Origin of the sequence: Burkholderia sp. EMB26 (genome assembly GCF_024730645.1) — a bacterium.
In the GTDB taxonomy this organism is placed as follows: domain Bacteria; phylum Pseudomonadota; class Gammaproteobacteria; order Burkholderiales; family Burkholderiaceae; genus Burkholderia; species Burkholderia cenocepacia.
The window spans coordinates 2,579,421-2,603,589 of the sequence record NZ_CP078070.1 but is presented as its reverse complement, the minus strand read 5'-3'; the positions used below and the strand labels follow the sequence as shown (position 1 = coordinate 2,603,589).

24 protein-coding genes are annotated in these 24,169 nt (G+C 68.6%); 13 read left to right on the top strand and 11 right to left on the bottom strand.

What is annotated here, in order from left to right; all coding sequences use genetic code 11:
• Positions 1-96 precede the first annotated feature (96 nt).
• The 9 genes from KU887_RS12270 (at position 97) to KU887_RS12230 (ending at position 9,893) form a co-directional block, all read left to right on the top strand.
• The gene (locus tag KU887_RS12270; protein WP_012492741.1) at positions 97-2,940 is read left to right on the top strand and encodes a DUF4118 domain-containing protein; all 2,844 of its coding nucleotides are present in this window, start codon (positions 97-99) and stop codon (positions 2,938-2,940) included.
• A complete protein-coding gene (gene kdpE, locus KU887_RS12265; protein ID WP_006483513.1) occupies positions 2,933-3,631 on the top strand; it encodes a two-component system response regulator KdpE in 699 nt (232 codons plus the stop codon). Before KU887_RS12270 ends, kdpE begins: the two co-directional genes overlap by 8 nt.
• Before the next feature lie 150 nt (positions 3,632-3,781).
• The gene (locus KU887_RS12260) at positions 3,782-4,063 is read left to right on the top strand and encodes a DUF333 domain-containing protein (protein ID WP_077188902.1); all 282 of its coding nucleotides are present in this window, start codon (positions 3,782-3,784) and stop codon (positions 4,061-4,063) included.
• 153 nt (positions 4,064-4,216) lie between these two features.
• The gene (sugE, locus tag KU887_RS12255; RefSeq protein ID WP_006497024.1) at positions 4,217-4,537 is read left to right on the top strand and encodes a quaternary ammonium compound efflux SMR transporter SugE; all 321 of its coding nucleotides are present in this window, start codon (positions 4,217-4,219) and stop codon (positions 4,535-4,537) included.
• Positions 4,538-4,754: 217 nt separating this feature from the next.
• A complete protein-coding gene (locus KU887_RS12250; protein ID WP_006483514.1) occupies positions 4,755-5,372 on the top strand; it encodes a DUF4126 domain-containing protein in 618 nt (205 codons plus the stop codon).
• Entirely contained in the window at positions 5,369-7,984 is a 2,616-nt protein-coding gene (locus KU887_RS12245; protein ID WP_258250078.1) for an ABC transporter permease, read from the top strand. The genes KU887_RS12250 and KU887_RS12245 overlap by 4 nt, the downstream gene beginning before the upstream one ends.
• Positions 7,985-8,027: 43 nt before the next feature.
• Positions 8,028-8,438 carry a group II truncated hemoglobin gene (locus KU887_RS12240; protein WP_006488211.1) on the top strand — a complete coding sequence of 137 codons (411 nt, stop codon included), beginning with the start codon at positions 8,028-8,030 and terminating at the stop codon, positions 8,436-8,438.
• 109 nt (positions 8,439-8,547) lie between these two features.
• Positions 8,548-9,279 carry an alanyl-tRNA editing protein gene (locus KU887_RS12235; protein ID WP_006488196.1) on the top strand — a complete coding sequence of 244 codons (732 nt, stop codon included), beginning with the start codon at positions 8,548-8,550 and terminating at the stop codon, positions 9,277-9,279.
• Complete coding sequence (locus tag KU887_RS12230) at positions 9,276-9,893, top strand: DUF924 family protein (protein ID WP_006488213.1); 618 nt, start codon at positions 9,276-9,278, stop codon at positions 9,891-9,893. Before KU887_RS12235 ends, KU887_RS12230 begins: the two co-directional genes overlap by 4 nt.
• Positions 9,894-10,064: 171 nt before the next feature.
• Here KU887_RS12230 and KU887_RS12225 read toward each other — a convergent pair whose 3' ends face one another.
• The 11 genes from KU887_RS12225 to KU887_RS12175 form a co-directional block, all read right to left on the bottom strand.
• The gene (locus KU887_RS12225) at positions 10,065-11,957 is read right to left on the bottom strand and encodes a glycosyltransferase family 39 protein (protein ID WP_058901660.1); all 1,893 of its coding nucleotides are present in this window, start codon (positions 11,955-11,957) and stop codon (positions 10,065-10,067) included.
• 228 nt (positions 11,958-12,185) lie between these two features.
• Entirely contained in the window at positions 12,186-12,947 is a 762-nt protein-coding gene (locus KU887_RS12220; protein ID WP_006488202.1) for an SDR family oxidoreductase, read from the bottom strand.
• A gap of 22 nt (positions 12,948-12,969) precedes the next feature.
• Positions 12,970-13,551, bottom strand: coding sequence for a TIGR00730 family Rossman fold protein (locus tag KU887_RS12215; RefSeq protein ID WP_006497020.1), 582 nt, complete (start codon positions 13,549-13,551; stop codon positions 12,970-12,972).
• Positions 13,548-14,306 (bottom strand): TetR/AcrR family transcriptional regulator, encoded by a 759-nt coding sequence (locus KU887_RS12210; RefSeq protein WP_006488215.1) that lies wholly within the window; start codon positions 14,304-14,306, stop codon positions 13,548-13,550. Before KU887_RS12210 ends, KU887_RS12215 begins: the two co-directional genes overlap by 4 nt.
• A gap of 201 nt (positions 14,307-14,507) precedes the next feature.
• Positions 14,508-15,041 carry a diacylglycerol kinase gene (locus KU887_RS12205; protein ID WP_112750504.1) on the bottom strand — a complete coding sequence of 178 codons (534 nt, stop codon included), beginning with the start codon at positions 15,039-15,041 and terminating at the stop codon, positions 14,508-14,510.
• Positions 15,038-16,072: a glycosyltransferase family 1 protein gene (locus KU887_RS12200; RefSeq protein WP_006497019.1), complete on the bottom strand. Its 1,035-nt coding sequence runs from the start codon at positions 16,070-16,072 to the stop codon at positions 15,038-15,040. The genes KU887_RS12205 and KU887_RS12200 overlap by 4 nt, the downstream gene beginning before the upstream one ends.
• Positions 16,073-16,100: 28 nt before the next feature.
• Positions 16,101-17,039, bottom strand: a complete 939-nt coding sequence (locus KU887_RS12195; RefSeq protein WP_006478246.1) for a UDP-2,3-diacylglucosamine diphosphatase — start codon at positions 17,037-17,039, stop codon at positions 16,101-16,103.
• 226 nt (positions 17,040-17,265) lie between these two features.
• A complete protein-coding gene (locus KU887_RS12190; RefSeq protein WP_006488204.1) occupies positions 17,266-17,772 on the bottom strand; it encodes an RDD family protein in 507 nt (168 codons plus the stop codon).
• Between the two features lie 6 nt (positions 17,773-17,778).
• The gene (locus KU887_RS12185) at positions 17,779-18,546 is read right to left on the bottom strand and encodes a DUF3106 domain-containing protein (RefSeq protein ID WP_020979871.1); all 768 of its coding nucleotides are present in this window, start codon (positions 18,544-18,546) and stop codon (positions 17,779-17,781) included.
• A gap of 26 nt (positions 18,547-18,572) precedes the next feature.
• Complete coding sequence (locus tag KU887_RS12180; protein WP_006497015.1) at positions 18,573-18,992, bottom strand: DUF3619 family protein; 420 nt, start codon at positions 18,990-18,992, stop codon at positions 18,573-18,575.
• Positions 18,989-19,552 (bottom strand): RNA polymerase sigma factor, encoded by a 564-nt coding sequence (locus tag KU887_RS12175; RefSeq protein ID WP_006491033.1) that lies wholly within the window; start codon positions 19,550-19,552, stop codon positions 18,989-18,991. Before KU887_RS12175 ends, KU887_RS12180 begins: the two co-directional genes overlap by 4 nt.
• Before the next feature lie 354 nt (positions 19,553-19,906).
• Here KU887_RS12175 and KU887_RS12170 point away from each other — a divergent pair, with 354 nt between their 5' ends.
• The 4 genes from KU887_RS12170 to KU887_RS12155 all read left to right on the top strand — a co-directional run bounded on the left by KU887_RS12170 (position 19,907) and on the right by KU887_RS12155 (position 24,167).
• Positions 19,907-21,670, top strand: coding sequence for an acetolactate synthase 3 catalytic subunit (locus KU887_RS12170; RefSeq protein WP_012492736.1), 1,764 nt, complete (start codon positions 19,907-19,909; stop codon positions 21,668-21,670).
• 111 nt (positions 21,671-21,781) lie between these two features.
• Complete coding sequence (gene ilvN, locus KU887_RS12165; RefSeq protein ID WP_006398781.1) at positions 21,782-22,273, top strand: acetolactate synthase small subunit; 492 nt, start codon at positions 21,782-21,784, stop codon at positions 22,271-22,273.
• A gap of 105 nt (positions 22,274-22,378) precedes the next feature.
• Entirely contained in the window at positions 22,379-23,395 is a 1,017-nt protein-coding gene (gene ilvC, locus KU887_RS12160) for a ketol-acid reductoisomerase (RefSeq protein ID WP_006491032.1), read from the top strand.
• Between the two features lie 127 nt (positions 23,396-23,522).
• Positions 23,523-24,167, top strand: a complete 645-nt coding sequence (locus KU887_RS12155; RefSeq protein ID WP_006491035.1) for a phosphatidylserine decarboxylase — start codon at positions 23,523-23,525, stop codon at positions 24,165-24,167.
• The last annotated feature ends 2 nt before the right edge of the window (positions 24,168-24,169 follow it).

Genomic DNA, 24,169 nt, shown 5'->3' with positions numbered 1-24,169 from the left:
TTCCCGACGGCGCTTGCGCCGTCTTTGCCTTTTGCGGCGATTTGGAACCACAATGCTCGTACTCGCGCGCATCCGGGCGCTCCGCTTTCCTCACGCATGAACCGTCCCGATCCAGACCAACTTCTCGACAAGCTGCAGCGAGACGAAGAAAAGCAGCGGCGCGGCCAGCTCAAGATCTTCTTCGGCGCGTCCGCCGGCGTCGGCAAGACCTACGCGATGCTGCAGGCCGCGCGCCAGCGCCGGCAGGATGGCGTCGACGTCGTCGTCGGCATCGTCGAGACCCACGGCCGCAGCGAGACCGCCGCGCTGCTCGACGGCCTCGACGTGCTGCCGCCCGCCCGCATCGACTATCGCGGCCGCACGCTCGCCGAATTCGATCTGGACGGCGCGCTCGCGCGGGCGCCGCAACTGATCCTCGTCGACGAGCTCGCGCATTCGAACGTGCAGGGCGCACGCCACCTGAAGCGCTGGCAGGACGTCTACGAGCTGCTCGACGCGGGCATCGACGTCTATACGACCGTCAACGTCCAGCACCTCGAAAGCCTGAACGACGTGGTCGGCGCGATCACCGGCATCCGCGTGTGGGAGACCGTGCCCGATCGCGTGTTCGACGCGGCCGACGAAGTCACGCTCGTCGACCTGCCGGCCGAGGAACTGCTCGAGCGGATGCGCGACGGCAAGGTCTATCTCGCGCAGCAGGCCGAGCGCGCGGTGCGCAACTTCTTCCGCAAGGGCAACCTGATCGCGCTGCGCGAACTCGCGCTGCGGCGCACGGCCGATCGCGTCGACGCGCAGATGCGCGAGTACCGCGCCGACCGTTCGATCCAGCGCATCTGGCAGGCGCGCGAGCGGTTGCTGGTGTGCGTCGGGCCCGGCCCCGAAGCGCCGACGCTCGTGCGCGCGGCCGCGCGGCTCGCGGCGAGCCTGAAGGCCGACTGGATCGCCGTGTACGTCGAGACGCCGCGCCTGCAGCGGCTGCCCGACGCGCGGCGGCAGCGCACCCTCGACGCGCTGAAGCTCGCGGCCGAGCTCGGCGCGGAGACGGCCACGCTCGCCGGCGCCGACGCGGTCGCCGCGCTGATCGGCTATGCGAAGGTGCGCAACGTGTCGAAGCTGGTCGCGGGCGGCTCGCCGAAGGTGGGGCTCGCGCGCCGCTTCGCGCGGCCGTTCGGCGAGCAGCTGGCGGAACGCGCGGGCGACGTCGACCTGATGCTGATTCGCGCATCCGCGAGCGACGAGGCGCGCGCCGCGCCGCTCGACGCGCGGGCGCGCGACTGGCGCGATGCGTTCGCGCAGTTCGGCACGCACCGCTCGCCGCCGCGCCATTACGCGTATGCGGCCGCGATCTGCGCGGCGATCACCGTCGTCGCGAGCGTCGTGTCCGGGCGGCTCGACCTCACGAATCTCGTGATGCTGTACCTGCTCGGCGTGGTGTTCTCGGCCGTGCGGCTCGGGCGCGGCCCGGGCGTGCTGCAGTCGTTCCTGTCGGTGGCCGCGTTCGATTTCTTCTTCGTGCCGCCGCGCATGTCGTTCTCGGTCAGCGACACGCAATACCTGCTGACCTTCTTCGGGATGCTGCTGACGTCGCTCGTGATCAGCCATCTGACATCGACGCTGACGCGCCAGGCGAGCGTCGCGCAGCGCCGCGAGCGCCGCACCGGCGCGATCTACGCGATGGCGCGCGAACTCGGCGCGGCGCTGACGACCGAGCAGATCGTCGAGATCGGCAGCCGCCACGTCGGCGAGGTGTTCCGCGCGCGTGTCGCGTTCCTGCTGCCCGACAGCGCGGACCAGGTGCGGCAGAAGATCGAGGAGCCCGACGCGGCCGTCACGCTGACGGGCGCGGAGCTCGACAGCGACGTCGGCCAGTGGGTGTACGACCAGCAGAAGCCGGCCGGCCGCGGCACCGACACGCTGCCGGCGACGGCCGCGCTGTACCTGCCGCTGAAGGCGCCGATGCGCACGCGCGGCGTGCTCGCGGTCGCGTCGCGCGAGCCGCGCGAACTCGAGGTGCCCGAGCAGCAGCGGATGCTCGACGCATTCGCCGCGCAGATCGCGCTCGCGCTGGAGCGCGTGCACTACGTCGAGATCGCGCGCGACGCGCTCGTCAACATGGAATCCGAACGGCTGCGCAACTCGCTGCTGTCGGCGATCTCGCACGACCTGCGCACGCCGCTCACGACGATCGTCGGCTTCTCGTCGATGCTCGCGAACGGGCGCGCGGCCGCACAGGCGGGCGACGCCGCGGCGGCCGCGCGGCTCGCGCAGCGCGAGGGCGAACTCGTCGACGCGATCCACGACGAGGCGCTGCGCATGACGGGCATCGTCACGAACCTGCTCGACATGGCGCGGCTGCAGGCCGGCAGCCTGCAGCTCAAGCGCCAGTGGTCGCTGCTCGAGGAAACCGTCGGCGCCGCGCTCGCCGCCTGCCGGCGGGTGCTCGCCCGCCATCCGGCGCGCGTCGCGCTGCCGGCCGACCTGCCGCTGCTGCAGATGGACGCGGTGCTGATGGAGCGGCTGTTCACCAACCTGTTCGAGAACGCGGCGAAGTACACGCCGCCCGATACGTCGCTCGACATCGGCGCCGAGCGCGTGACCGACGACGGGCAGCCATTCGTGCGCGTGCACGTCGACGATCACGGCCCGGGCCTGCCGGCCGGCATGGAAACGCGGATCTTCGACAAGTTCACGCGCGGCGAGAAGGAATCGGCGACGCCGGGCATCGGGCTCGGCCTCGCGATCTGCCGCGCGATCGTCGAGGCGCACGGCGGTAAAATCGGCGCGCTGAACCGCACCGCGCCCGACGGCCACGTGACGGGCGCGCGCTTCTGGTTCACGCTGCCGGTCGACACGCCGCCGGCCGCGCCGGCCGTGTCCGACGACGAACCCGACCTGCCGGGCGCATCGCCCCCATCCGAGTCATTGCCAGACCATGAGTGAACCCAGCCTGACCGTCGTCCTGATCGAGGACGAAAAGCAGATCCGCCGCTTCGTGCGCGCCGCGCTCGAAGAGGAGGACATCGCGGTGTTCGAGGCCGAGACGGGCAAGCAGGGGCTGATCGACGCGGCGACGCGCAAGCCCGACCTCGTGATCGTCGACCTCGGGCTGCCCGATACCGACGGCCTCGACGTGATCCGCGAACTGCGCGGCTGGTCCGAGGTGCCGGTGATCGTGCTGTCCGCCCGCACGCAGGAAGAGGAGAAGGTCGCGGCGCTCGACGCGGGCGCCGACGACTACCTGACCAAGCCGTTCGGCGTGTCCGAACTGCGTGCGCGGATGCGCGCGCAACTGCGCCGGCGCAACCAGGGCGGCGCGAACGAGTCGCCGAAGGTGACCTTCGGCAGCGTGACCGTCGATCTCGCGCTGCGCCAGGTATGGCGCGACGATGCGATCGTGCACCTGACGCCGCTCGAATACCGGCTGCTCGCGACGCTCGTGCGTCACGCGGGGCGCGTGCTCACGCACCGCCAGCTGCTGCGCGACGTGTGGGGGCCGTCGCACGTCGAGAGCCATCACTACCTGCGCATCTACATGGCGCACCTGCGCCAGAAGCTCGAGGCCGATCCCGCGCAGCCCGAGCACATCGTCACCGAGACGGGCGTCGGCTACCGGCTCGTCGGCGCCGTGTGACGACGGGCGCGGCGGCGCACGCGGCCATGACCCCGCGCGCCGGCACGGTTGCGCCGGCGCGACAGTCTCGCGACTGCCGCCGGCCTTGCACACCGGCTGCGCGATCCCCGCTATCCTGACCGTTCCGCGAACGAAAACGAGGAGCGTGCAATGTCCGTCCGTCTGGTCGTCCTCTGTGCGCTCGCGCTGGCTGCGCCCGGCGCGTTCGCCCAGCCGCTGCCGCCCGGGCAGCAGCCGTCCGCGCAGGCGGCGCTGGCCAATCCCGCGTCGGTCAACTGCGAGAAGCTCGGCGGTCGCCACGTGGTCCGCAGCCTGCCGCGCGGGCAGGTCGGCATGTGCATGTTCAAGGATGGCCGCGTGTGCGAGGAGTGGGCGCTGTACCGCGACGACCGCTGCGTCGGCGGCGTCGCGCCGAAGCGCGTGGCGAACTGACCGCGCCCGGTCGATCCGGCCCCGGATCGGCCGCCGGCGAGCCCGGCAGCCGGCAGGTCCGTAAGCCTCTTGTTATACTCGGCGCCGCCCGGGGACGACCCCGGGTCATTCGCTTCAACGGGGACGGCCCCATCCGATACGGAGTACGTCGAGATGGCGTGGGTATGGTTGTTGATCGCCGGTTTGCTGGAAGTGGCCTGGGCGGCCGGCTTGAAATCGTCGGACGGCTTCACGAAGCTCGGTCCGTCGGTGTTTACGATCGTGACGGCGCTGGCCAGCTTCGGGCTGCTCGCGGTCGCGATGCGCCAGCTGCCGCTCGGTACCGCGTACGCGGTGTGGACGGGCATCGGCGCGGTCGGCGCGTTCGTGTTCGGCATCGTGATGATGGGCGAGGCGCTGACCGTCGCGCGCGTCGCGAGCGCGGCGCTGATCGTCGCGGGGCTGGTCGGCCTGAAGCTGTCATCGGCCGCCTGACGACGGTATCCCGGGTGCGCAGGCGCCCGGGCGCCGCCTTGCTCCGCGGAATTGCGCCGGTCGCCCGCCCAGCCTGTCTATAATGGAACGCATTCGGGCCTGAATCCCGTCGTGCTTCTCGCGGCACGCGGTGCCGGTCGCCACGCGCCGCGCGGCCAATCTGTCCGACCCGATCCGATCAATCGGCAAAACGCACGGAAAGTGCAAGGAGAGGGCCATGATCGAAGCCATTTCGCTCGGCGCGGGGCTCGCGTGGGCGAGCGGCCTGCGCCTGTACCTGACGGTCCTGATCGCCGGCGTGCTGGCGCGGTTCGGCTGGCTCCATCTACCCGACACGCTGGCCGTGCTGATGTCGCCGTGGGTGATCGGCGCCGCGGCCGTGCTCACCGTGACCGAGTTCCTTGCCGACAAGATCCCCGCGTTCGACTCGCTGTGGGATGCCGTGCATACCTTCATCCGCATCCCGGCCGGGGCCGTGCTCGCGGCCGGCGCGCTCGGCCATGCCGACCCGACCATGCTGGCGGTCGCGGGTCTCGCCGGCGGCTCGCTCGCCGGCGCCGCGCACGTGGCGAAGGCCGGCACGCGCGCGCTGATCAACCTGTCTCCCGAACCGATTTCGAACTGGGTCGCTTCGTCGACCGAGGACGGTCTCGTGGTCGGCGGGCTCGTCCTCGCGTTCTTCGTTCCGCTCGCGTTCCTCGTGCTGCTCGCCGCGTTCATCGCGGCGTCGGCGTGGGCGCTGCCGCGTCTGTGGCGCGGCGTGTCGGGCGGTTTTCGCGGGATGGCGAACCACATGGTGTCGCGGCTCAACTCGATCGGAGGGAAACGCGATTGAAGGGGCCGCAACACGCGGCGCAGCCGCCGGCCGGGCCATCCGGCCATGACGGGCGCGCGCATGCGGGCCGCTTCGGTCTGCGCGACCTGATCCACCAGGCTGCCCGGATGACCGCGCGCGACTGGCGCGCGGGCGAACTGACGCTGCTCGTCTTCGCGCTGGTGCTCGCGGTCGCGGCGCTGACGAGCGTCGGCTTTCTCGCCGATCGCCTGCGCCAGGGGCTCGAGCGCGACGCGCGCCAGATGCTCGGCGCCGATTTCGTCGTGCGCGCCGATCATCCGGTCGATCCGTCGTTCGACCGGCAGGCCCGCGCGCTCGGCCTGCGTACCGCGACGACCGCCATTTTTCCGAGCATGATCGCGGCCGCCGCGGGCGGGCAGGCGGCCGACGCGGCGCCGTCGCGCCTCGCGGCCGTGAAGGCCGTGTCGCCCGGGTATCCGCTGCGCGGCGCGGTCGAGATTCTGCCGGCCGGTGCCGCCACTGCGCAGAAGGCGGCCGCGATTCCCGCGCCCGGCACCGTATGGGCCGACCCGGTGCTGCTCGACGCGCTGCACCTGAAGGCCGGCGATACGGTGCGGGTCGGGCTGCGTACATTTACGGTCGCCGCCGCGATCACCCGCGAACTCGATCGCGGCTTTTCGTTCGTCAATTTTTCGCCACGGCTGATGATGCGCGCGGACGAGCTCGCCGCGACGGGGCTCACCGGATACGGCAGCCGCGTCACGTACCGGCTGCTGGTCGCCGGCGATGCCCCGGCCATCGCGCGCTTCGAAACGTATGCGCACACGCGCGTCGACGGCGGGAAGCTGCGCGGCGTCGGGCTCGAGTCGTTGCAGGAAGGGCAGCCGCAGGTGCGGCAGACGCTGGATCGCGCGCGCCATTTCCTGACGCTCCTCGCGCTGCTGACCGCGCTGCTCGCGGCGGTCGCGATCGCGATGGCCGCGCAGCGCTACATGCGGCGTCATCTCGACGGCTGCGCGACGATGCGCTGTCTTGGCGTGAGCCGCCGCACGCTCGGCGCGCTGTTCGCGCTGGAATTCGCCGGCGTCGGCATCGTGTCGGGCGCCGCGGGCGCGGTGCTCGGCTATGCCGGCCACTGGGCGTTGCTGGCCGCGCTCGGCAGCCTGATCGACGTCGTGCTGCCGCCGCCGACGTTGTGGCCGGCGCTGATCGGCATGGGCGCCGCGCTCGTGCTGCTGCTCGGTTTCGCGCTGCCGCCGCTCGTGCCGCTCACGCGCGTGCCGCCGGTGCGCGTGCTGCGGCGCGAGTGGGGCGACGCGTCGCGCACCGCGTGGGCCGCGTACGCGATCGGCGTCGTGCTGTTCGCGGGGCTGCTGATCGTGGCCGCCGGCAACCTGAAGCTCGGCCTGATCGTCGCGGGCGGCTTTGCCGGTGCGCTGGTCGGGTTCGCGCTGATCGCCCGGCTCGTGCTGTTTGCCGCCGCGCGCGCGGTGCGCAATGCGCGCGTGGCCGCGGGCGTCGGCTGGCGTTACGCGCTGGCGTCGCTGCACCGACGCGGCACGGCCAGCGCGCTGCAGATCACCGCGCTCGCGCTCGGCCTGATGTGCCTGCTGCTGATCGCGATCACGCGCAACGACCTCGTGGCGGGCTGGCGGCAGTCGACACCGCCCGATGCGCCGAACCAGTTCCTGATCGACATCCAGCCCGACCAGCGCGCCGATGTCGCGGCCTATCTGGCCGCGCACGGCGTGCGCGACGCCGAGCCCGCGCCGATGGTGCGCGGCCGCCTCGTCGCGATCAACGGCAAGCCGGTGAATCCGGACGCGTACCCGTCCGAAGAGGCGCGCCGGCTCGTCGATCGCGAGTTCAACCTGTCGTATACGACCGAGCTGCCGTCCGACAACCGGATCGTCGAAGGCGACTGGTTCGGCACCGCGGCCACGCCGCAGATCTCGATCGAAGCCGGCCTCGCGAAGACGCTGAACGTGAAACCGGGCGACACGCTGCGCTTCGACGTGACGGGACTGACGGTCGACGCGCCCGTCACCAGCGTGCGCAAGCTCGACTGGGGCTCGTTCCGCGTCAACTTCTTCGTGCTGATGCCGCCGCCCGTGCTGAAGGATTTCCCGGCCGTCTACCTGACCAGCTTCCATCTGCCGGCCTCGGACGCCGAGCTGCTCGATCCGCTGATCGCGCGCTACCCGAACCTGACCGCGATCGATGTCGCGCCAATCCTCGCGCAATTGCAGCGGATGATGCTGCAGGTGGTCGGGGCGGTGCAGTTCCTGTTCGCGTTCACGCTCGCGGCCGGGGTGCTCGTGCTGTACACGGCGCTCGCCGGCTCGCGCGACGAGCGCGTGCGCGAGGCCGCGCTGCTGCGCGCGCTCGGCGCGTCGCGCGCGCAGGTGAACGCGGTGCAGCGCGCGGAATTCGTCGTGGTCGGCGCGCTGGCCGGCGTGCTGGCATCGGCGGGCGCGATCGCGGTCGGCTGGGTGCTCGCCGCGCGCGTGTTCGACTTCCAGCTCGCCGTCGATCCGTGGCTCGTGCCGGCCGGCATCGCGGCCGGTGTCGTCTGCGCCGGTGCGGCCGGCTGGCTGAGCCTGCATAATGTGTTGCGGCGCCCCGCGCTGCAGTCGCTGCGCGACGCCTGAGCGTCGCCCGCGGCCCCGAAGATCCCGTTTCCCGACTATCCGTATGACCGATGTGAATGACGATGCGCCGTCGCAGCCGACGGCGTTCGAGCTCGTGGGCGGCGAAGCCCGCGTGCGCGAAATGGTGGACCGCTTCTACGACCTGATGGACCTCGAGCCGGAGTTCGCGCAGATTCGCGCGCTGCATCCGCCGTCGCTCGACGGTTCGCGCGACAAGCTGTTCTGGTTCCTGTGCGGCTGGCTCGGCGGCCCCGACCACTACATCAGCCGGTTCGGCCATCCGCGGCTGCGCGCGCGGCACCTGCCGTTCCCGATCGCGTCGGTCGAGCGCGACCAGTGGCTGCGCTGCATGGCGTGGGCGATGGAGGATGTCGGGTTGCCGGAGCCGCTGCGCGAGCGGCTCATGCATTCGTTCTACGACACGGCCGACTGGATGCGCAACCGGCCCGGTTGATCGACCGGTACGCCGCTGCCCGCGCGCGGGACGATCTGCGTCTGGGCGCCCGTGCCGCCCGGCGCGACACTGGCCGTTTCCATTCCCCCATCGATACGAGGCTCGCCCGATGACGACACAAGCGCTGTTTCGCGAAGACGCGTACCTCACGCAATGCGAGGCGATCGTCCAGGCCGTCGGCGACGACGGCATCCGGCTCGACCGCACGGTGTTCTATCCGCTCGGCGGCGGCCAGGCCGGCGACACCGGCACGCTGACGCTGCCCGACGGCAGCACGATCGCGATCGCCGACACGCGCAAGGCGAAGTTCGACGGTGCGACGCCCGACGACGCCGTGCACGTGCCCGCGCCGGACCAGGAGGCGAGCGTCGCGACGCTCGCCCCCGGCACGCGCGTGGTCGCGGCGATCGACTGGCTGCGCCGCTACCGGCACATGCGCCTGCATACGGCCGCGCACCTGATGTGCGCGGTGCTGCCGTATGCGGTCGACGGCTGCAGCGTGACGGCCGACTACGTGCGGCTCGATTTCGCGACGTCCGACGCGATCGACCGCGACGACGTCGAGCGGCGCCTCGCGGGCTTCGTCGTCGGCGCGCATCCGGTCACGACCGAATGGATTACCGACGACGAGATGGCCGAGCGGCCCGAACTCGTGCGCACGATGAGCGTGAAGCCGCCGATGGGCCTCGGCCGCGTGCGGCTGCTGCGCATCGAAAACGTCGACCTGCAGCCGTGCGGCGGCACGCATGTGCGCAACACGTCCGAAATCGGTGGGTTGCGGGTCGCGAAACTGGAAAAGAAGAGTGCGCGTACACGGCGCCTCGTACTGGAGTTTGCATGACGATCGATACCGGGAAAGCAGGCGCGGCGGCGCTCGATCCGCAGGCACGGGAGATTCTCGATTTCTGGTTCGGCGCGCCGGGCTCGGCCGAATTCGGGCAGAACCGCACGGTCTGGTTCAATGGCGGCGCGGCATTCGACGACGTGCTGCGTACGCGCTATGGCGCGCTGCTCGACGCTGCATGCGACGGCGCTTGCGATCACTGGGCCGATTCGCCGTCGGGCGCGCTCGCGTTGATCGTCGTGCTCGACCAGTTCTCGCGCAACATCCATCGCGGCACGCCGCGAGCGTTTGCCGCCGATTCGAAGGCGCTCGCGCTCGCGCGCCGCGTCGTCGCGGCCGGCTGGGACGCGCGGTTGCCGAGCGGCCATCACCGTGCGTTCGCGTATCTGCCGTTCGAGCACGACGAGTCGGTCGAGAGCCAGCGCGAGGCCGTGCGTCTGTGCGCGGGCATCCGCGACGAGGCCGGGTGCGAGAGCTATCACCGCTTCGCATTGCTGCATGCGGCGGTCGTCGAGCGCTTCGGGCGCTTTCCGCACCGGAACGCGATTCTCGGCCGCGCGTCGACCGACGAGGAAACGGCGTTTTTGCGAGAGCCCGGCTCGTCGTTCTGACGATCCGGATGTCGACGTGATGACGGAAGGGGCGGCGACCGTTGGGGCGCTGGCGGGCTCGGACCGGCGCCGGTATCGCGCAAGGGCTGCGCACCGGCCGGGCGGATGAGCGCGGCCATTGCCGAAGAAGAAATCGAAGGCGGGCAGGACGGCGCATCGCGCCGCCCGGTGTCACTGCAGGTGCTGTTCGGGCGTGCGCACGTAAACGCGCAGCAACTCGTCGTTGTCGCCCGGGCGGGCGCCCGTCCAGAACAGCTTCCACTCGCTGCCGGGCGCCGGCTCGACGGCCCGCACGCCCTGCACGATCATCCACGTGCAGCGCGTCGTCTTCGCGTCGTCGATCGGCGTGTGCTGGATGCCGGAGAAGTAGTACATCATCGGCGCCTCCGATTCGCCGAAGCCGGGCAGGCTCGCCATGCAGTCGCCGTCGTTCCATTCGAGCGCCAGATGCGCGTTCAGGTCGTCGAACACCGAGCGGTAGCTCTTCGCGGCATCGAGCCACGGCAGCAGCAGCGTGTAGACGAGCCCCCACGCGACGAGCGCGCCGACGCCCCACGACAGCGCGCCGCGCCACCGGCCCGTCGTGCGCAACTTCGGCAGCAGCGTCAGCCAGCCGACCGTCAGTGCGAGCGCGCCGGTCACGAGCGCGGGCTGGATCGGCATCGTCCAGTCGAGCGGCAGCCAGCGGCCGAGCAGCGCGAGATCGGCGCGCGACGCGGCCGGATCGGCCATCACCGCCCAGATCGCCCACGCGAGCACGACGACCGTGCCGAACAGGAGGCGGCTCAGGTAATCCCACGCGAGATGCAGCCGGCGCGGCAGGCGCTCGATCGCCTGCGCGGCGACCAGTGCGAGCGGTGCGAAGAACGGCAGGATGTAGAGCTGGCGCGACGTCGCGGATATTTGCAGCACCACGAGCCCGATACCGGCGAACAGCACGGGCAGCGCGACAGACGGCACGCGCCAGTCACGCCATGCGCCGCGTGCGAGCGCGACGATCGCGAGCGGTGCAATCGGGAAACCGACGGTCAGGAACGCGCGGAGAATGAAGAGCGGCTTGTCGTTTTCTGCCCCGAGCTCGGGGACGGAGAAACCGAAGAAGCGGCCGACGTTGTTGTCCCAGAACCACTTCATGAACAGCGTCTCCGAGCGCAGGAACAGCGCGGTCGGCCAGATCAGCGCGAACGGCGCGAACACGAGCGCGGCAATGCCGAGCGCGCGTGCGAACGAGCGGGTGCGGCAGGCCGGGTAGAGCACCAGTGTGCAGACGAGCGTGGCCGCGAACACGAGCGGCACGAACAGCCCCTTCGCCATCAGCGCGATGCCGACGCCCGCGCCGAAGAGCGGCGCGGCCCAGCGGCTCGCCGGGTGCACCGGCAGCCCGTGCCGCATCTGCTGCGCGCGCGCGACGTGCTGCATCACGAGTTCGAGCAGTCCGCAGAACCCCATTGCCGTACCGGCAAACAATGCGACGTCCGTCATCATGTCGTGCACGTGCTTGATGACGACGAGCGTGCCCGCGCTCAGCACGACCGGGCCGAGCACGCCCAGGTCGAACCAGTTCTCCGTCCGGCTGGCCACGCGGGCCGCACGTGCGATGAAGCCGAATGCGAGCGCGGCGAACAGGGCGCTCGCCAGGCGCGCCGCGTCGTGCAGCGGCATCACGCGCTGCAGCAGCCACGCGAGGCTGGTCGCGACCCACGCGTAAAGCGGCGGCTTTTCCATGAAGGGTAGGCCGGCATTGGTCGGCACGACGAAGTCGCCGGTCTCGAGCATGTGCTGGATGATGCCGAACGTGTAGGTTTCGTCCTGTTTCCACGGATCGTGGCCGAGCACGCCGGGCAGCGTGTACGCGCACACCAGGGCGGCAACGAACAACCAGGCGCGCCAGCCGAGCAGCAGCGCGCGGTCGCGCGCGGGGCTGGCGGCCGCGGTCGATGCGGCAACGGGCGTGCCGGCAACGTCGAGCGTCGCGATGACGTCGGTATCGGCGGTCGAGCGGGTGTGCGCGGCCGAGGCGGGCACGGACGTGCGTCGCCGGCTGGGCGCTGCGGTTCCAGGCATGGAAAAGATCTCGGGTCGAGTCGAGCCGGTCCGGCGACATGGGCTGGACCGATAAGGGGATTACATCCGGCTAACGGACAGGATGTTTAAGACACCTGTCTGAATGACCGCTAGTAGAGCACGGAATTGTTACGGATGTTTACTGAAACTGTCACGGAATTGTGGAGATTTGTGGCGGCGTGACCACGCGGCGTTGTCGACCGCCGTATTGTTGCGCGGCGCGTCAGCTCAGCGGCCGCCGCCGACGTCGAGCAGGGCGCCCGTCGTGTAGGAGGCCGTATCGCCGAGCAGCCAGACGATCGCCTCGGCGACTTCCTGCGCTTCGCCCGCGCGGCCGAGCGGCGTTTGTGCGCCGAGGCGGGCCGCACGGCCCGGCTGGCCGCCGCTTGCATGAATGTCGGTCTCGATCAGGCCGGGGCGTACCGCGTTGACGCGCACGCCGTGCGGGCCGAGTTCCTTGGCGAGGCCGATCGTCAGCGAATCGACCGCGCCTTTCGAGCCCGCGTAGTCGACGTACTCGTTCGGCGAGCCGAGCCGCGATGCGATCGACGACACGTTGACGATCGCGCCGCCGCGGCCGCCGCGGTCGGTCGACAGCCGGCGCGCGGCTTCGCGCGCGCACAGGTAGGCGCCGAGCACGTTGGTATCGAACATCCGCCGCAACCGGTCGACCGGCATGTCGGCGAGCGGCATCGACGGCGCGACGATGCCTGCGTTGTTGACGAGTGCGTCGAGGCGTCCGAACGCGGCCGCAACGGTATCGAACATCGCGACGACGTCCGCCTCGTTCGCGACATCGCCCGCGACGATGCACGCGCGGCCGCCCGCGTCGCGCACGGCCTGCGCGGTCAGTTCGGCCGCCGCCGCGTCGCGCGCGTAGTTGATGCCGACGTCCCAGCCGCGTTCGGCCGCGAGCACGGCGGTCGCGCGGCCGATGCCGCGGCTCGCGCCGGTGATGAGGACGGCCTTGCGGTCGGACGATGCGGTCATCGCGTGCGGGTTCCGGTGAGGGTCACTTCGCTGCGTCGGGCGCCCACTTGTCGCGCGCGGGCGGCTGGTAGCGGCGCAGCCGCTCGATCAGCGCGACGGGTTCGGATTCGACGCACAGCGCGTCGAAATAGGCCGGCCGCATGAAGCCTTCGTCGACCGTATGGCGCAGCAGCGCGATCAGCGGATCGTAGAACGAATCGATGTTGTAGAGCGCGACGGGCTTGCGGTGATAGCCGAGCTGCGCCCACGTGTAGACCTCGAAGAGCTCCTCGAGCGTGCCGGCGCCGCCGGGCATCGCGACGAACGCGTCGGAGAGGTCGGCCATCATTTTCTTGCGATGGTGCATGTCGGGCACGACGTGCAGTTCCGACAGCCCCGTATGGCCGACTTCCTTGTCGACGAGCAGCTCGGGGATCACGCCGACCGCACGGCCGCCGGCCGCCATCACTTCGTCGGCGATCACGCCCATCAGGCCGACGCGGCCGCCGCCGTACACGAGCGTGAGGCCCGCGTCGACGAGCGCGCGGCCGAACGCGCGCGCGGCATCGGCATAGACCGGCCGCACGCCGGACGACGAACCGCAGTAAACGCAGACTGCCTTCATTGCTTCGCGTCCTTGGCGGGGGCCTGCCCACCGGAGACGGGGCTGCCGGCCGGGCGCGGCGAACCGTCGCGCGGCGGCAGGTAGTCGGTGAACTGGCGCTTGGGCAGCTTGCCGGAGACGAGGTCGTCGAACAGCTGGCGCGAACGGCCGCGCAGGTACGGGGCCATGATCGAGATCACGTGCATGCTCACCTGGTGCAGCTCTTCGCGGATCGCGTCCTGGTCGTTGTATTTGCGCGGATGCATCACGTACTGATACGACAGCCAGTACGTCGAGATCACGGCCATGTTGGTGGCGATGACTTCGATCTCGGCGGGCGTCGCGACCATTTCGGCATCGGAGACGAGCAGCTCGCACATGTCGTGTGCGAAGCGCACCTTGTGGCTGATGATCTGCTTGAAGTGTGTCTCGAGCGTGCGGTTGCGTGCGAGCAGGTCGTTGAGGTCGCGATACAGGAACCGGTAGGTCCACATGAAATCGGCCATGTACTGCAGGTACGACCAGGTTTCGTCGATCGTCGGACGGTGATCTTCGGGGAAGCGCAGCCGCCGTTCGATCTGCTGCTCGAACTGCGCGAAGATGCTGTTGATGATGTCGTCCTTGTTGCGGAAATGGTAGTACAGGTTGCCTGGACTGATTTCCATTTCCTCGGCGATCGTCGTGGTGGTGACGTTCGGCTCGCCGATCTCGTTGAAGAGTTTCAACGACAACTCGAGAATCCGTTCGCGGGTGCGGCGGGGAGGTTTCGCTTCCATGTCGTCCGGCCCTGTGTGTGCCGGACTGGCGGGCGCTGCAATCGATGCTGCGTGATTCGTCCGGCGCGGGTTGCTGTTCTATGTCTAGCGGACGATTATAAACCGGGGTTTCGCCACATCGGGGCATTTCGTGATCGCGGCCCCGCGCGGCGCATGGTGCAGCGCCGCACGCGGGCAGCGGGAATGGCGCCGGGCGGTTGCCTAGAAGCCGAGCCAGCGTGCGACGACCGGCCCGAGCACGAAGCCCCAGGTCGTCACGCACGCGAACAGCGCGACCGTCACGGCCGCGCTGCCGAGGTCCTTCGCGCGTTTCGACAGTTCGTGACGTTCGAGCGAGATGCGGTCGATCGCGGCTTCGACGCTCGAGTTCAGCAGCTCGACGATCAGCACCAGCAGCACCGAGCCGATCAGCAGCGCGTGCGACGCGGCCGGCACCGGCGCGAATGCGCCGATCGGCAGCATCAGCGCGGCGAGCGTGAGCTCCTGGCGAAACGCGCTTTCCTCGCGGATCGCGACGCGAAACCCGTTCAGCGAATGCTTGAGGGCGAACCACGCGCGCGTGATGCCGCGGTGGCGCTTGTACGGGTTCGGCGGCAGCGGCGCGAGCCGGTCGTCGGGGCCGAGCGGTTCGTGCGCGTGCACGTCCGCGTCGGCGTGCGGCTCTTCCTCGTCGAACGGGCGGTGCCGCGGCGTCGCGGCGGGGGGCGGGATCTTGTCGTTCAGGTCTCGTTTCAAACGGCGGCACCTTCGGCTGGCGAGTACGCGGTCTTCGGCAGCGGCTTCAGATGCGACGCGAACTGCTCGGATGCCGCGCGCCACGAGAAGCGTTCGGCCCACGCGCGCGCAGTCGTGCGTTCGATCTTCAGCGCCTCGAGGCAGGCTTCCTGCAGATCCTCGTGCATCGCGCCGGCATTGCCTTCGCCGAGCACGTCGATCGGACCCGTGACGGGATATGCGGCCACCGGCGTGCCGCAGGCGAGGGCTTCGAGCAGCACGAGGCCGAACGTGTCGGTGCGACTCGGGAATACGAACACGTCGGCCGCAGCATACACCTTCGCGAGCTCCGCCTGTGACAGCACGCCGAGATAGTTCGCCTCCGGGTAGCGCGACTTCAGTTCCGCGAGCGCGGGGCCTTCGCCCGCGACCCACTTCGAGCCGGGCAGGTCGAGGCGCAGGAACGCCTCGACGTTCTTCTCGATCGCGACGCGGCCCACGTACAGGAAGATCGGCCGCGCGGTGTTGAGCACCTTCGACTCCATCGGCCGGAAGATGTCGAGGTCGACGCCGCGGGTCCACAGCACGACGTTCGTGAAGCCGAATTTCTCGAGGTCCTGCTTGACGACCGGGGTCGGCGCCATCACCGCGAGCGACGGGCCGTGGAACCAGTGCAGGAAGCGGTAGGTCGCCGCGAGCGGGATGCCGAAGCGCGCCTGCACGTATTCCGGAAAGCGCGTGTGATACGCGGTCGTGTACGGCAGCTTGCGGGCGCGCGCATAGCGCCGTGCGGCGAGGCCGAGCGGGCCTTCGGTCGCGATGTGCAGCGCGTCGGGTGCGAACGCATCGATCCGTGCGCGCAGCTTGCGGTACGGCAGGATCGACAGGCGGATCTCGGGGTAGGTCGGGCAGGGCACCGTGCGGAATTCCAGCGGCGTCAGCAGCTCGACGCGGTGGCCGAGCGCCGTGAGTTCGCGCGCCGTGCTCTTCAGCGTGCGCACGACGCCGTTGACCTGCGGTTCCCACGCGTCGGTGACGATCATGATCTTCATCGCGGCATGTCCTGTAAGTAGGGTTGTGTCAGGCAGCGGCCTTGGCCTTGCGCGACGTGGTCTCCGACGGTGCGGTGCGCATCACCGTCCAGTAGACGATCTTCAGTTCGCCTTCCATCGTTTCGACGAGCGCGGACAGGCTTTCGACCCAGTCGCCGTCGTTGCAGTACAGCACGCCGTCGATGTCGCGGATCTCGGCCTTGTGGATGTGGCCGCACACGACGCCGTCGCAGCCGCGGCGGCGTGCCTCGTCGGTCATCACGGTCTCGAACTGCGAGATGAAGTTGACCGCGTTCTTGACCTGGTGCTTCAGGTACTGCGACAGCGACCAGTACTGGAAGCCGAGCCGGCTGCGGATCCGGTTGAACCAGCGGTTCAGCACGAGGATCAGCGTGTAGAGCGTGTCACCGAGGTACGCGAGCCATTTCGCGTGCTGGATCACGCCGTCGAACAGGTCGCCGTGCACGATCCACAAACGTTTGCCTGCGAGCGTCGTGTGAAATGCCTCGCCGCGCACCTGGATGTCGCCGAACGCGAGATCGCAGAACTGCCGCGCGCCTTCGTCGTGGTTGCCGGGGATGTAGACGACCTGCGTGCCCTTGCGCGCCTTGCGCAGGATCTTCTGCACGACGTCGTTGTGCGCCTGCGGCCAGTACCAGCCTTTCTTCAGCTGCCAGCCGTCGATGATGTCGCCGACGAGGTACAGGTATTCCGAATCGTTGTGACGCAGGAAATCCAGCAGGTAGGGCGCCTGACAGCCGCTCGAGCCGAGGTGGATGTCGGACAGCCAGATGGTGCGGTAGCGGTGGGCGGACGGCTCCGGGTCCTCGTGCTGGGTGGTGTGCGCAACGGGCGGCTTGTGCGACACCACGCCGTCGGTTGCCCCCGAGCCGGACAGGAACGCAGTGGCGGCGCGGGCGCCGATGGGGTGGCGAAACAGTGAGGTCGCGGACGTTTTCTGGCCCATGCATGACTCGCGCCGGTTGACATTACCGGCATTCCGCCATGCGGGCGTGACTGTGCCGTGACAGTCACGAGACGTTCTTATTACGACCGTCGAAGGGTGTTTAGCAGTGAATGAACGGGCGTTGCGTAACCTGTCGCACTGAACGCTCGGGGCGTGTCAGGCCAGGCTCCGCGGCTCGATGAGGGCGCCGGGCGAGGGGCTTTCGTCTGGTGAATGCGGCGACGCGTCAGCGTGGTATCGCGACGACGCGCGTGCGGGCGATCCGGTCGTGCGGGAACTGGCGTCCGGCGTGCAACCGGGCGGCGCCGGCCCACGCGACGACCCATGCGGCGGCGAGCGCAAGCGTGACGGGTACCGACAGGCCCAGGAGCGGATGCAGCGCGAGCGGCGGCAGGAACCACAGCCAGCCGAGCACGTAGCGGACGAGCGCGTGGCCGGCGCTCAACGGCCGGCCGTTCGCCGATTCGAGCCGCAGCCGCCAGGTTTTCATCGGCAGCGTCTGGCCGCCGTGTGTCCAGAACCAGACGAAATACGCGCCGACGACGAGCGCGATCCACGCGGCAAGCAGGTTGTGATGAACGAGGCCGTTGCGTTGCTGCGTCGCGAGGCTGAACGCGAGCCCCGCGAAGAACACGACGCCGAACAGCAGCACGCCTTCGTAGAGCAGTGCGGCGAGGCGCCGCCGCACGGACGGCGCGGCGGCCGGGGTCTCGGAAGCGCGGGCGTTCGCCACGGCCGCTCAGGAGCCCTTGAACAGCGAAGGCGCGTCGGCGGGCGACACCGGCGCCACGGCGGCCGGGGCCGATGCGGTGCCGGACGTCGACGACGCGGGCACCGGCTGCGCGGCGGCGCCGGTCGACGCGGGCGCCGGAGCGGCGGCCGCGCCGCTCGCCGGGTGTTCGTGCGAGTTGACGAGGCGGCGGACGTCGCGGTCCGCGACGGTCGGCGGCGCGCTGACGACGCTCGGCTTGCGGCGGCGCTCGGCGGCGGCAAGCCGTTCCTTCTGCTCCTCGGGGAGTTGCTGGTAGGCCTTCCATGCGCGCTCGCGCGCCTGCGCGGACAGCTCCTTCGCGCTCTGGTAGTTCTCGCGCGCGACGCGGCGCTGCTCGGGCGTCATCTTCGCCCACTCGGCCATGCGCTCCTGCAGGCGCTTCTGGTCATCCGGCGACAACTTCGCGAAACGCGATGCGATCTTCAGCCATTTTCGCTTGCGAGCATCGCTGAAGCCGTCCCACTGGTCGGCGAACGGCGCGAGGGCCGCGTGCTGCGCCGGCGTGAGGCGCGCCCACGCCAGCGGGCCGGCGGCGGCCGGCAGCGGCAAGGGCAGGGGCAGCGGGGGCAGTTCGGTGGTGAGTCCGGCCGCGGCCGATGCCGGCGCGGCAGGGTTGGCGGTCGCGACGGGCGTCGTCGCGGGGGCCGGGTGGAATCGGGGATACGTGGCGACGTAGGAAACGGCGATCGCGATCACGCATCCGAAAAATACGGCCAGGCCGCGCTTCTGACTCACCCGTACGATCCCCTCGTTATTGTCTGTTAGTGAGCGCGTGAAAGATACGCGTTGAACCCGTGGTCGAGATACGCGTTGAGCGGCAGGTCGTCGCTGAGCATCGCCGCGTCGATGTCGGCGAGTTCGGCGGTGCGCTGCATGTCTTCCCAGTACGCGATGCCGACGAGCCCCGCGAGCAGCAATGCGAGCGGCCACGCGCGCAGCAGGCGGCGCGCGAACGACGTCGGCCGGCGATTCGCGGGCGTCGGGCCGTAGGCACCGGCCGCGCCGGCGAAGGCCGGCACGAACACCGGCGCGGTCGCGGCTTCGGGCTTCTTGCGCGCGAGCGCGGCCCGGCGGGCGACGGCCAGCCGATCGGTGGTCGCGGCAGGCAGGGCGGCCGCGCGCTCGTCCAGCGCGCGGCGCACCTTCAGCGCGAATTCGTGTTCTCGGTTTGCGGAGCTCATAGCGTGATTCCTTTGGCCTTGAGCGCTTGCGCCAGGGTGTGAGTGGCTCGCGAGCAGTGCGTCTTCACGCTGCCCTCGGAGCACCCCATTGCGGCGGCAGTCTCGGCGACATCCATATCTTCCCAATAACGCATCAGGAACGCTTCCCGTTGACGCGTCGGAAGCTTCTGGATTTCTTCGTCGATCAGGGCCAGAACCTGCTCTCTTTCGAGGCGGTGTTCGCTGCTTTCGACGCCCGCGTTGTCATCCGCGGATTCGAGCGTTTCGAGCGGGTCGAAGTCGTCGTCGTCGGTGTTGTTCAGCGACGAGAAGAGCGTCACCCACGTATTGCGGACCTTCTGCCGGCGGAACCAGTCGTGGATCGCGTTCTGCAGGATCCGCTGAAACAGCAGCGGCAGCTCGGCCGACGGCCGGTCGCCGTACTTCTCCGCGAGCTTGATCATCGCGTCCTGCACGATGTCGAGCGATGCATCGTCGTCACGCACGGCGTACGCAGCCTGCTTGAACGCGCGCCTTTCGACGCCCGCCAGAAAGTCGGCGAGTTCCTTGTCTGATGCCATTCCGTGAAGGTATGCGCTGCGGCCCGCTGCGTGGTGTAAAAGGTCGAAAAATTTCGTAAAACCCGCGGATGCTATCAAATTTTCGCGCGGCTTGGCACCGGGTCGGGCGCCGCAGTTGCGCGCGAGCCGCGCCGGCGGGGCGCCGGGCGGCGCGCATGATGCGCTGCGGGATATTTTGCTTGACGGCCCCATCACGACCCGCTATCGTCAGCGATTCGCAACATGAAGTGATGGTCTCATTTGAGGCTGGCCCAAGAAGCCCGCCCTTCAAACTGGACGCGCCGCTTGAACCCGAGCCACAAGCCCGGCAGAGAGCACCCGATCAATTTTTTGCCGAAAATTCGAAAGGTCAAAATGAACATGCCCAGCGCGGAATTCTCCACGTCGGAACCCCTTTCCCCTCCCGATAGCGACTCCATCGGCGGCACCGTGCTCATGAAGGCACTGGCCGACGAAAACGTCGAATTCATCTGGGGCTACCCCGGCGGCTCGGTTCTCTACATCTACGACGAGCTGTACAAGCAGGACAAGATTCAGCACGTGCTGGTGCGCCATGAACAGGCGGCCGTGCACGCAGCCGATGCGTATGCGCGCTCCACCGGCAACGTCGGCGTCTGCCTCGTGACGTCGGGCCCCGGTGTCACCAACGCGGTGACCGGCATCGCAACGGCCTACATGGATTCGATCCCGATGGTCGTGATTAGCGGCCAGGTGCCGACGGCCGCGATCGGTCAGGATGCGTTCCAGGAATGCGACACCGTCGGCATCACGCGTCCGTGCGTGAAGCACAACTTCCTCGTGAAGGACGTGCGCGACCTCGCGGAAACCGTCAAGAAGGCGTTCTATATCGCCCGCACCGGTCGTCCGGGTCCGGTGCTGATCGACATCCCGAAGGACATCTCGAAGACGCCGTGCCAGTACGAGCCGATCAAGAGCGTGTCGCTGCGTTCGTACAACCCCGTCACGAAGGGCCATTCGGGTCAGATCCGCAAGGCCGTGTCGCTGCTGCTGACGGCGAAGCGTCCGTACATCTACACGGGGGGCGGCATCATCCTCGCCGACGCGTCGCGTGAACTGAACCAGTTCGCGGACCTGCTCGGCTACCCGGTCACGAACACGCTGATGGGCCTCGGCGGCTATCGCGCGTCGGACAAGAAATTCCTCGGCATGCTCGGCATGCACGGCACCTACGAAGCGAACATGGCGATGCAGCACTGCGACGTGCTGATCGCGATCGGCGCCCGCTTCGACGACCGCGTGATCGGCGACCCGGCGCACTTCGCGTCGCGCCCGCGCAAGATCATTCACATCGACATCGACCCGTCGTCGATCTCGAAGCGCGTGAAGGTCGACATCCCGATCGTCGGCGACGTCAAGGAAGTGCTGAAGGAGCTGATCGAGCAGTTGCAGACGGCCGAGCATGGCCCCGACACCGAAGCGCTCGCGCAATGGTGGAAGGACATCGAAGGCTGGCGCGCGAAGGACTGCCTGAAGTACGACCGCGAAAGCGAGATCATCAAGCCGCAGTACGTGGTCGAGAAGGCGTGGGAGCTGACGGACGGCAATGCGTTCGTGTGCTCGGACGTCGGCCAGCACCAGATGTGGGCCGCGCAGTTCTACCGTTTCAACAAGCCGCGTCGCTGGATCAACTCCGGCGGCCTCGGCACGATGGGCTTCGGCCTGCCGGCGGCGATGGGCGTCAAGATGGCCCATCCGGACGACGACGTGCTGTGCATCACGGGCGAAGGCTCGATCCAGATGTGCATCCAGGAACTGTCGACCTGCCTGCAGTACGACACGCCCGTGAAGATCATTTCGCTGAACAACCGCTACCTCGGCATGGTCCGCCAGTGGCAGCAGATCGAATACAGCAAGCGCTATTCGCATTCGTACATGGATGCGCTGCCGGATTTCGTGAAGCTTGCCGAAGCGTACGGCCATGTCGGCATGCGGATCGAAAAGACTTCGGATGTGGAGCCGGCGCTGAAGGAAGCGCTGCGCCTGAAGGACCGCACCGTGTTTCTCGACTTCCAGACCGATCCGACCGAAAACGTCTGGCCGATGGTACAGGCCGGCAAGGGCATCACCGAGATGCTGCTCGGATCGGAAGATCTGTAACGGCGCGACGCGCGCCCGGCCCGATGCGGCCGCCTTCACGAAGGGCGGTGCGGCACGCGGCGGCGCGCGGCGCGAGTGAATCGACACGGACACATTCTGGAAGAAGCGAACATGAGACACATCATTTCCGTCCTGCTGGAGAACGAACCGGGCGCGCTGTCGCGCGTGGTCGGCCTGTTTTCCGCACGCGGCTACAACATCGAAACCTTGACGGTGGCGCCGACCGAAGATCAATCGCTGTCGCGGCTCACCATCGTTTCCATTGGCTCCGACGACGTGATCGAACAGATCACGAAGCATCTGAACCGCCTTATCGAGGTGGTGAAAGTGGTGGACCTGACCGACGGTGCACACATCGAACGCGAGCTGATGCTGATCAAGGTACGTGCAGTGGGCAAGGAGCGCGAAGAAATGAAGCGGATGTCGGACATTTTCCGCGGCCGCATCATCGACGTGACCGAGAAGACCTACACGATCGAATTGACGGGCGCGAGCGACAAGCTCGACGCATTCATCCAGGGGCTGGACGCGGGCGCGATCCTCGAGACCGTGCGCACCGGCAGCTCCGGCATCGGACGCGGCGAGCGCATCCTGAAGGTGTGATGCCGACATAGCCAAAGAGGCACGCCGGGTGCGCCGTCATGTCCCGGCCCGCAGTACTCCATCCGAACGAATTATTGAATTTTTTGAATTAGCGAAGGAACCATCATGAACGTTTTCTACGACAAAGACGCTGACCTCTCCCTCATCAAGGGCAAGCAAGTCACGATCATCGGCTACGGCTCGCAAGGCCATGCACACGCGCTGAACCTGAAGGACAGCGGCGTGAACGTGACGGTCGGCCTGCGCAAGGGCGGCGCGTCGTGGAGCAAGGCCGAGAACGCCGGCCTGTCGGTCAAGGAAGTCGCGGAAGCGGTGAAGGGCGCGGACGTCGTCATGATGCTGCTGCCGGACGAGCAGATCGCCGACGTGTACGCGAAGGAAGTCCACGCGAACATCAAGCAGGGCGCGGCGCTCGCGTTCGCGCACGGCTTCAACGTCCACTACGGCGCGGTGATCCCGCGCGCCGACCTCGACGTGATCATGATCGCGCCGAAGGCACCGGGCCACACCGTGCGCGGCACGTACTCGCAAGGTGGCGGCGTGCCGCACCTGATCGCGGTTGCGCAGAACAAGTCGGGCGCGGCGCGCGACATCGCGCTGTCGTACGCGGCAGCGAACGGCGGCGGCCGTGCCGGCATCATCGAGACGAACTTCCGTGAAGAAACCGAAACCGACCTGTTCGGCGAGCAGGCCGTGCTGTGCGGCGGCACGGTCGAGCTGATCAAGGCAGGTTTCGAGACGCTGGTCGAAGCCGGCTACGCGCCGGAAATGGCGTACTTCGAGTGCCTGCACGAACTGAAGCTGATCGTCGACCTGATCTACGAAGGCGGCATCGCGAACATGAACTACTCGATCTCGAACAACGCCGAGTACGGCGAGTACGTGACGGGCCCGCGCATCGTCACGGAAGAGACGAAGAAGGCGATGAAGCAGTGCCTGACCGACATCCAGACGGGCGAGTACGCGAAGAGCTTCATTCTCGAGAACAAGGCAGGCGCCCCGACGCTGCAGTCGCGCCGCCGCCTGACGGCCGAGCACCAGATCGAGCAGGTCGGTGCGAAGCTGCGTGCGATGATGCCGTGGATCGCGAAGAACAAGCTCGTCGACCAGACGAAGAACTGAGCATCCCGTGCTGTTCCGGCCCTTCGAGCGAAGGGCCGGCATCAAAAAGCCGTCCGAAGGCAGCAGTGCCCCGGGCGGCTTTTGTTATGCTACGGGCTTTGCAATTCACCGAACACAGAACGAATCCATGAACTATCCTCATCCGATCATCGCGCGCGAAGGCTGGCCGTTCATCGCGATTGCAGCCGTCATCGCGCTGTTGATCCATGCCGTCGGGGGCTTCGGCTTCGCGTGGCCGTTCTGGCTGCTGCTCGTCTTCGTCGTCCAGTTCTTCCGTGACCCGCAGCGCCCGATCCCGGCGCAGCCGAACGCGGTGCTGTGCCCGGCGGACGGCCGCATCGTCGCGGTCGAGACCGCGCAGGATCCGTACGCGAACCGCGAAGCGCTGAAGATCAGCGTGTTCATGAATGTCTTCAATGTCCATTCGCAGCGCTCGCCGGTCGATGGCGCGATCAGCAAGGTCGAGTACTTCCCGGGCGCGTTCCTGAATGCGGCGATCGACAAGGCGTCGACCGAGAACGAGCGCAATGCGGTCGTGATCCAGACGGCGAGCGGCAAGACCGTCACCTCGGTGCAGATCGCCGGCCTGATCGCGCGCCGGATCCTCTGCTACGTGCGCGCCGGCGAGCCGCTGTCGCGCGGCCAGCGCTACGGTTTCATCCGCTTCGGTTCGCGCGTCGACGTGTACCTGCCGCTCGGCAGCCGCGCGAAGGTGTCGATCGGCGAGAAGGTCTACGCGTCGTCGACGATCCTCGCCGAGCTCGAGCAGTAAGC

What these genes read in the sequence shown, in the direction of transcription:
- KU887_RS12250 (WP_006483514.1), top strand. Translation starts at nt 4,755, where the DNA reads ATGATCGAAGCCATTTCGCTCGGCGCGGGGCTCGCGTGGGCGAGCGGC.
- KU887_RS12270 (WP_012492741.1), top strand. Translation starts at nt 97, where the DNA reads ATGAACCGTCCCGATCCAGACCAACTTCTCGACAAGCTGCAGCGAGAC.
- KU887_RS12240 (WP_006488211.1), top strand. Translation starts at nt 8,028, where the DNA reads ATGACCGATGTGAATGACGATGCGCCGTCGCAGCCGACGGCGTTCGAG.
- kdpE (WP_006483513.1), top strand. Translation starts at nt 2,933, where the DNA reads ATGAGTGAACCCAGCCTGACCGTCGTCCTGATCGAGGACGAAAAGCAG.
- KU887_RS12215 (WP_006497020.1), bottom strand. Translation starts at nt 13,551, where the DNA reads ATGAAGGCAGTCTGCGTTTACTGCGGTTCGTCGTCCGGCGTGCGGCCG.
- KU887_RS12210 (WP_006488215.1), bottom strand. Translation starts at nt 14,306, where the DNA reads ATGGAAGCGAAACCTCCCCGCCGCACCCGCGAACGGATTCTCGAGTTG.
- KU887_RS12230 (WP_006488213.1), top strand. Translation starts at nt 9,276, where the DNA reads ATGACGATCGATACCGGGAAAGCAGGCGCGGCGGCGCTCGATCCGCAG.
- sugE (WP_006497024.1), top strand. Translation starts at nt 4,217, where the DNA reads ATGGCGTGGGTATGGTTGTTGATCGCCGGTTTGCTGGAAGTGGCCTGG.
- KU887_RS12200 (WP_006497019.1), bottom strand. Translation starts at nt 16,072, where the DNA reads ATGAAGATCATGATCGTCACCGACGCGTGGGAACCGCAGGTCAACGGC.
- ilvC (WP_006491032.1), top strand. Translation starts at nt 22,379, where the DNA reads ATGAACGTTTTCTACGACAAAGACGCTGACCTCTCCCTCATCAAGGGC.
- KU887_RS12195 (WP_006478246.1), bottom strand. Translation starts at nt 17,039, where the DNA reads ATGGGCCAGAAAACGTCCGCGACCTCACTGTTTCGCCACCCCATCGGC.
- KU887_RS12170 (WP_012492736.1), top strand. Translation starts at nt 19,907, where the DNA reads ATGAACATGCCCAGCGCGGAATTCTCCACGTCGGAACCCCTTTCCCCT.
- KU887_RS12180 (WP_006497015.1), bottom strand. Translation starts at nt 18,992, where the DNA reads ATGAGCTCCGCAAACCGAGAACACGAATTCGCGCTGAAGGTGCGCCGC.
- KU887_RS12175 (WP_006491033.1), bottom strand. Translation starts at nt 19,552, where the DNA reads ATGGCATCAGACAAGGAACTCGCCGACTTTCTGGCGGGCGTCGAAAGG.
- ilvN (WP_006398781.1), top strand. Translation starts at nt 21,782, where the DNA reads ATGAGACACATCATTTCCGTCCTGCTGGAGAACGAACCGGGCGCGCTG.
- KU887_RS12235 (WP_006488196.1), top strand. Translation starts at nt 8,548, where the DNA reads ATGACGACACAAGCGCTGTTTCGCGAAGACGCGTACCTCACGCAATGC.
- KU887_RS12220 (WP_006488202.1), bottom strand. Translation starts at nt 12,947, where the DNA reads ATGACCGCATCGTCCGACCGCAAGGCCGTCCTCATCACCGGCGCGAGC.
- KU887_RS12260 (WP_077188902.1), top strand. Translation starts at nt 3,782, where the DNA reads ATGTCCGTCCGTCTGGTCGTCCTCTGTGCGCTCGCGCTGGCTGCGCCC.
- KU887_RS12155 (WP_006491035.1), top strand. Translation starts at nt 23,523, where the DNA reads ATGAACTATCCTCATCCGATCATCGCGCGCGAAGGCTGGCCGTTCATC.
- KU887_RS12225 (WP_058901660.1), bottom strand. Translation starts at nt 11,957, where the DNA reads ATGCCTGGAACCGCAGCGCCCAGCCGGCGACGCACGTCCGTGCCCGCC.